Below are 6,825 nucleotides of genomic sequence, written 5' to 3'. Positions count from 1 at the left end.
AATATAAAACTGTCGTGTAAGTTTAAACGCGCTACTGGTATAAATTTTACTTGCGTGCTGTGCCTACGCCGCTTGATGCTGCATAAAACTCATCCCAGTAGCGCTATGTTTTTTTACAGTGCATTGGATATATACTGCGAGCTTCGCTCTTGGCGCTAGCCATTATGATACAAAAACCCGTGAGATAAAAGGTGGCGTCAATGATGTTATATGTGTGGTTTGTGATTGCGGGTGCATTTGCAGGTGTTAGTGCAGGCTTGTTTGGCGTTGGCGGTGGCATGATTATCGTGCCCGCACTAGTATGGATATTTACCGCTTATGATTTCCCGCCTGACGTTATCACGCATTTGGCGATTGGTACGTCGCTTGCAACCATCGTAGTGACGTCCATTAGCTCATTGACCGCGCATAATAAGCGCGGCGGGGTACGCTGGGAGGTTTGGCGCAAGATGGCGTTAGGACTAGTTATCGGTAGTCTCGTTGGTGCAGGTATCGCGGATATGATCGATGGCAAAGCGTTGCAAGCGATTATCGGTATCGGTGCGTTACTAGTAGCGCTCAAAATGTTGTTTTTCTCTAACAAAGAGTAATTGGGTAAGCCGCTACCTCCTGCTGGCGTCCAGTTTGGGGCAGGCACTGGTATCGGAATGGCGTCGTCTATCTTTGGAATCGGCGGCGGCAGTTTGACCGTACCGTTTTTGAACTGGGCAGGGCTACCGATGAGACAGTCGGTTGGCACTTCAGCCGCTTGTGGTCTGCCGATTGCACTGGCTGGCGCGGTAGGATTTGCATGGTTTGGACAAGACGTCGCCAATTTGCCTGAGGGCACGATAGGCTTTGTGCATATTTCAGGCTTTTTATGCATCTCAGTCGCGAGCTTCGCTATGGCAAAGGTCGGTGCCAAACCTGCTCATGTATTGCCAGCGCTCACGCTAAAACGCGCTTTTGGTGTGCTGCTTATATTCGCAGGCGGGCAGTTGTTTTTGAGTGGGATTGGGGTGGTGTAATTAGCCAAAATTAGAAAATAAGAAGAGTAAAAAACTAATTTTTCGCGCTAAAAATGATTTTTATTAAAAGCCTTGATAACACTTACTCCTGTCAAAAAATATTGCAACAGACAATACTGTACTTATAACTAAACGTTTGTGATAGTATTTTGCTTACCTGTATTTGATTGATAAGGAAGTTTAATCAATACGGGAAACCACCCTAATGTTTATCGATAGCGATAGATTACCTATAGCACAAGGATGCGCAAGCCATGAGTAAACACGGCGATAAAAGCAAAAAAGCAGATATCGAACTAAAAGATGTCGCAACTGACAATACAACAGAAAAAGTGATTCACAATGTTTTTGTCGACAGCTTAGTAGAATCAAGCGACACATCACAATCTGAGCCTGCCAGTAATACTCGCAGCAAAATGGTGTTTAATAGACGCCGCTTTATGAAAGGTTTTGGGTCTATAGGGGTGGCGGCAGTAGGGGCTGCTAGTCTAGGCTTGGCAGGGTGTGACGATGATGACAACGACAATTTCAATGCCAATGACGCCGTTAGTTTTGATCACGGTGTTGCTAGCGGTGATCCCTTATCTGATCGTGTCATACTGTGGACCCGAGTAACTCCGCAAAACACAGGATCTCGTCAATTTACGGTTAACTGGGTGATAGCTCGTGATTCACAGATGGATAATGTGCTCAAACGAGGATCTGTCACTACAAATGCTACCAAGGACTATACTGTCAAAGTCGATGTAGACGGTCTAGAGCCAAACACCGTTTATTATTATCAGTTTACCGTAGGCAGTAAAAGCAGCCGCGTTGGTAAAACCAAAACCTTACCTGTAGGCTCAGTGAACCAAGTCAAAATGGCGGTGTTTAGCTGTGCCAATTATCCAGCTGGGTTTTTCCATGTTTACGCTAATGCTGCTAAGCGCAATGATTTAGATGTTTTTATCCATTTGGGCGACTATATTTACGAGTATGGTCGCACGGTTACCGATGCTGGGGGCAATGTCGTACCTGCTTATGCGTCGCAAAACGCCGCTGCTATCGACCGTGAGGTTGAACCTGCGCAAGAGGTGACGCGCATCAACGAATACCGCATGCGTTATGCGCAGTATAGAAGCGATCCAGATTTGCAAGACTTGCATGCCGCTGTACCTATGATTGCGGTATGGGATGATCATGAGCTGGCCAATGATGCTTATGAAGATGGCGCCGAAAATCATCAGCCTGCCACTGAGGGCAGCTGGGATGATCGCAAACTCGCCGCTGTCACCGCTTATCATGAGTGGATGCCGATACGTAACGAAGTACAAAGTAAGATCTATCGCAGCTTTGACTTCGGCGACTTACTAAGTTTGCACATGTTAGATACTCGCATTATTGGACGTGATGAACAGCTCAATTATGCCAATTTTATCAAAGCTGATAATGTGGTCGGCGCCTATATTGACAGCGATGCGTTTATGGCAGCGACCAATGACCCTAATAGAGAGCTATTGGGACTGGCGCAGAACAACTGGCTGGTGGGCCAACTACAGCAATCAAACGCTAAGTGGCAAGTGCTCGGTCAGCAAGTGTTGATGGGACGGATGGATATACCTGCGCCCGTCATTTTGAATTTAGCCGATCCTAGACTTGGCTTAGATATCAATGCGTACTTAGCGTTAACGCAAAAAGCCCAAACCGCTCCACAAACTTTAACCCCTCAAGATATCGCTCTATTGCAACAGCCTGCTATTCCTTATAATACTGACGCTTGGGATGGTTATAGTGCGGCGCGTGAGCGCATATTAGCAACCGCCAAAAGCTTAAATAAAAACCTAGTCGTACTGGCGGGTGACACGCACAATGCATGGGCAAATAATCTCACCGATAAAGACAACAACGCTGTGGGCGTAGAGTTTGCGACCAGCTCAGTCAGCTCACCAGGATTTGAGGAATACATTCCTAATCCGCCAGCACAAGTAAAAGCGGTACTGACTCAAATCATAGACGGTTTGCAGTTCATAAACCCGAATGAGCGTGGTTATATGGCGATTACGGTCACGCCTGAGTCTTGTCAGTCAGAATGGGTATTTGTTAGTGATATTCTACAGGAAACCTATAGTAGTGAAGTGGGACAAACGCTCAAAGTGCTCGCCGGCGCAAACCAGTTGAGTGCATAACTTTTGTCTGAGCAGTTCTTTGCCTAAATAAATTTTTTCTACAGGCGGTTGATAGAGTCTACTCTTTATCAATCGCATCGAGCCCCAATCGCATCCACTTCATTGCCAGCTCATTGCGATCGGTAAGCATGCTCCATAGCGCATCTTCACTAAAGATAGAATGCGCCTCGCCTGAGTGCTCAATTGGTAGATCCGCTTCACGATCTGCCATCCACTGCGGGCTTAAGTAATACCCTTGCAACTCATCGAACAGCTTTTCTGCTTCTAAAAATTGCTGCTGCGCCTCAAGTTGCTGCTGATATAACTGGCTCCAGCGCTCATATTTTTGTTGTAAGTCCTGCGGGTCAGAGTTCTTCATGTTAGCTCGCTTATTTTTAATTCATACTCAATATAGGCTGTCCTCTATTCTAATGCAATGCAGCCTTATAACAAACTTCTAAACACACCGCAATTTGCGGTAGAATAGCCGCCTGTTTTTGCTGACCTAATATACCTTTCATGCGCCTAAAATCCCTCAAGCTGACAGGATTTAAATCCTTTGCTAATGCTACCACCTTTAACTTTCCTCGTGGCATTACTGCTATTGTCGGGCCCAATGGGTGCGGCAAATCAAACGTCATTGACGCCATACGCTGGGTACTAGGCGAGACCTCCGCCAAGCAGCTGCGTGGCGGAGCGATGAGCGATGTGATTTTTGCAGGCACCCAAGACAAATCGGCAAAAAGCGTTGCCAGTGTCGAGCTGACCTTTGAGCACACCCAAGATGAGACCACAGGCATTCGCCACGAGTTTAACTTATATCATGAACTGTCTGTACGCCGTCAAGTCAATAAGGAGGGACGTTCAGACTATTTTATTAATGGCACGCGCGCGCGTCGCCGTGATGTTGTCGATGTCTTTTTAGGCACAGGGCTTGGCGCGCGCAGTTATGCAGTGATTGAGCAGGGCATGATTGGGCGTATCGTTGACTCAAGCCCCATGCAGCTACGTGAGTTTATTGAAGAGGCGGCAGGGGTATCACGTTATCAAGCACAGCGCTTAGAGACCCAAAAAAAGCTTGAGATCACGCAAGATAATTTAGCGCGTTTGCAGGATATGCAAAGCGAGCTTGTCAGTCAACAAAAGCGGCTATCTAAACAAGCAACAAGCGCCCAGCGTTATGAGGAGTTAACACTCGCGCGTGCTGATATCCAGCAGCAACTTACCATTCAGCAGTTGTACCAAGCTAAGCACTATCAGCAGCAGCAAAAACAAGCGCACAAGCAAGGTCTCGATGAGGTCGCGCGCCTGCAAAGCCTTTGTGAGGATCTAAAAGCCAAGCAAGACAAACTGACAGCGCACATCACACAAGAGCAGTGGCTCAAAGACGATGCGCAAAGCACACACTATCAGCAGCAGCTGGGCTATCAAAAAGCTGAGCATGAGCTTTTTGATATTCAAAACCAAATCAGCCAGATTGAGCAGCAGATCGATAGTATACACGCGCAGCAATCACAAACGCATACAGAGAGCGAAGCCTTAAAGCTAGAGCAAAGCGAGCAACAAGCGTTGCTGGCAAGTCTACGTCCACAGCTCAACGATTTGGCGATCAAACGTGAGTCCTATAAACAAAGCGAGCGCACATTGCAGCGGGCATGGACTGACGCGCAAGATAAAGTATCGCGCTTACAATATGACATGCGCATTTTAGAGCAGCAACAAGCCATTAATGCTCAGGAACAAAAGCGCTACCAGCAAAGCTACGACAAGTGGCAGCGCCGCGAGCACAATTGGCAAGCCCTACATGCGCAGCTATTACCCTTGGGCGCAGATCATAGTAGCGTCTCACCTGCATTCGCAAATACCGAGCTGACCGAGTTAAAGGATCAGCTAGGGCACATTGTACGCAAGCAGGATTATACCTTTGAGCAGGTAGCAGTACTGCAACCTAGGGCGCATGAGTTACAGCAGCGATTAGGCGTACAGCAGCGTGAGCTGACAGAGAATGAAAAACGTCATGCACTGCTAGTCGGTGAGTACGATACCTTGCATCAAATGCTGCATCCTAAATCACGCAACGATACGTCCGCTCAATCACGCGACGATACGTCAATGCAGCACGTTACTAAAATAACTTATGACACTGAAGATAGCGATTTTGGTCAGGTATCACAGCCGTTACCGATAAGCACGATACGCGCACGCATTGAGCTGACAGATTTGGGTCAGCGTTATGCCCATATACTCGATGAATGGCTGGCCCCGTGGCTTGATAGCCATGTCTTGCTGACGGACAACAATAGACAGAACTTGGCGCATTATGTAACAAACTTACTCAGTTATCAAAAAGATACCGTAGGTGCAAAATCGGGTCACAGCTTATGGCTGCCCGCTACCCAAAGCGATGAAGTTCATTCATTTATGAGCCAGCTAGCACATGCGCTTAGCAAACAGCTTATACCTTTATCTCAGTTGATCTCGCAGCCAAGACTTACGCTTTGCCAGCAGTGTTATTTATACATTGGCACTGATAATGAAACTGAAGAAGAAAAAAGAGCAAATCTGGGTAGAGTTTTAGAGGTGTTACCAAAGCCTGCAACGCTACTAACGACTGATGGCTGGATGATTAGTCAGCAAGGGATGATAAATTTAAGTAGGCTCATTGGTCGGGATAATAGCGAAAACAACAGCGCGTTTTTGACCCAACGTATTGAGCAACGCGCGCGCCTAAAACAGCTTGAGACCTTGCTAGAGGCTAGCAATATAAGCATAAACACGCAGCAACAAACGCTTAAGCAAGCTCAGCGCGAGTATGATGCATTGACGATCAGCTTAGAGGAGGCTCGTACGCAGGCGGCCCAATTAACGCAAGATAAGCATCACTGCCAGCAGCAACTTACCACTTGTCAAGCGATGTATGAGCGCTTGCAAGCTGACATACAGCGTCTGGATAATGACAAATTAAGCCTTGAGCAAGAACAGCAAGCGCTAATATCTGAACAAAAAGCGCTCAATGATAAGCAGGGCGAGACTCAACGGGCGCTAGATACGCTCATTACACAATTGACAGAAGCAAAAAGTCATCGTCAAAAGTTACAGACGGATAAAAATGAGCGTAGCCGTGTTCGGCACGCAGAGGATGATGCTTGGCAGGTACTACAGTTAAACATACAAAAAGGCGAGATGCGTTTAGAGCATAGCGTTAGCCGCCTAGTCAAGGTGACAGATCAGCACGATAAATCCCTACAAGAGTCGCAAAAGCTTGGCGTTCAATTAGTAGAGTATCAACAGCAATTGCCAGAGCTAAGGACAAGGGTGCAAAAGATACAAGAGTTGCGTGATCAGCAGCAAGCTCTGCTAGCGGAGCGTGAGTCAACCTTAGCGGCGCTCAAGCAAGACTATAGTAAACAGCAAAATGAGCTGGACGCGCTACATCATAAGCTTCAATCACAGCAAGAGGATTTGGCACAGCTAGCAACACAGCTAGCGCTAAGTAATGCGCGCTTGGAGGACGCGAGCACTCATGTGCAAAAGGCTCTAGCAAAGTATCAAAGCATCAGTCAAAAGTATGATAAGGACGCGCCGCAAACGATGAGTGTCTCAAACGTGTTAGCGGACTTTATCGTCCATGATCGCCGCGTGCGTCCAGACAAAATCGCTCAGCTCAAATCAGA

At 47.1% G+C, this 6,825-nt stretch carries 3 protein-coding genes and 1 pseudogene; 3 read left to right on the top strand and 1 reads right to left on the bottom strand.

Features of this window, described 5'->3' with window-relative positions; genetic code table 11:
- The first annotated feature begins 203 nt into the window (after positions 1-203).
- Together ACTXGO_RS08040 and ACTXGO_RS08035 are read left to right on the top strand one after the other, a co-directional pair.
- A pseudogene (locus ACTXGO_RS08040) lies at positions 204-1,007 on the top strand (sulfite exporter TauE/SafE family protein).
- Between the two features lie 254 nt (positions 1,008-1,261).
- Complete coding sequence (locus ACTXGO_RS08035) at positions 1,262-3,172, top strand: alkaline phosphatase D family protein (protein ID WP_443542473.1); 1,911 nt, start codon at positions 1,262-1,264, stop codon at positions 3,170-3,172.
- Positions 3,173-3,230: 58 nt separating this feature from the next.
- Here ACTXGO_RS08035 and ACTXGO_RS08030 read toward each other — a convergent pair whose 3' ends face one another.
- A complete protein-coding gene (locus ACTXGO_RS08030; RefSeq protein ID WP_435950236.1) occupies positions 3,231-3,530 on the bottom strand; it encodes a DUF4298 domain-containing protein in 300 nt (99 codons plus the stop codon).
- Between the two features lie 140 nt (positions 3,531-3,670).
- On the opposite strand from ACTXGO_RS08030, the gene ACTXGO_RS08025 reads away from it, so the two are divergent.
- Positions 3,671-6,825, top strand: a 3,155-nt coding sequence (locus ACTXGO_RS08025) for an AAA family ATPase (RefSeq protein WP_443573981.1), incomplete at its 3' end; no start/stop codon positions are given.

Source organism: Psychrobacter sp. T6-1, assembly GCF_052258445.1.
This window is presented reverse-complemented; position numbering and strand designations above follow the sequence as displayed.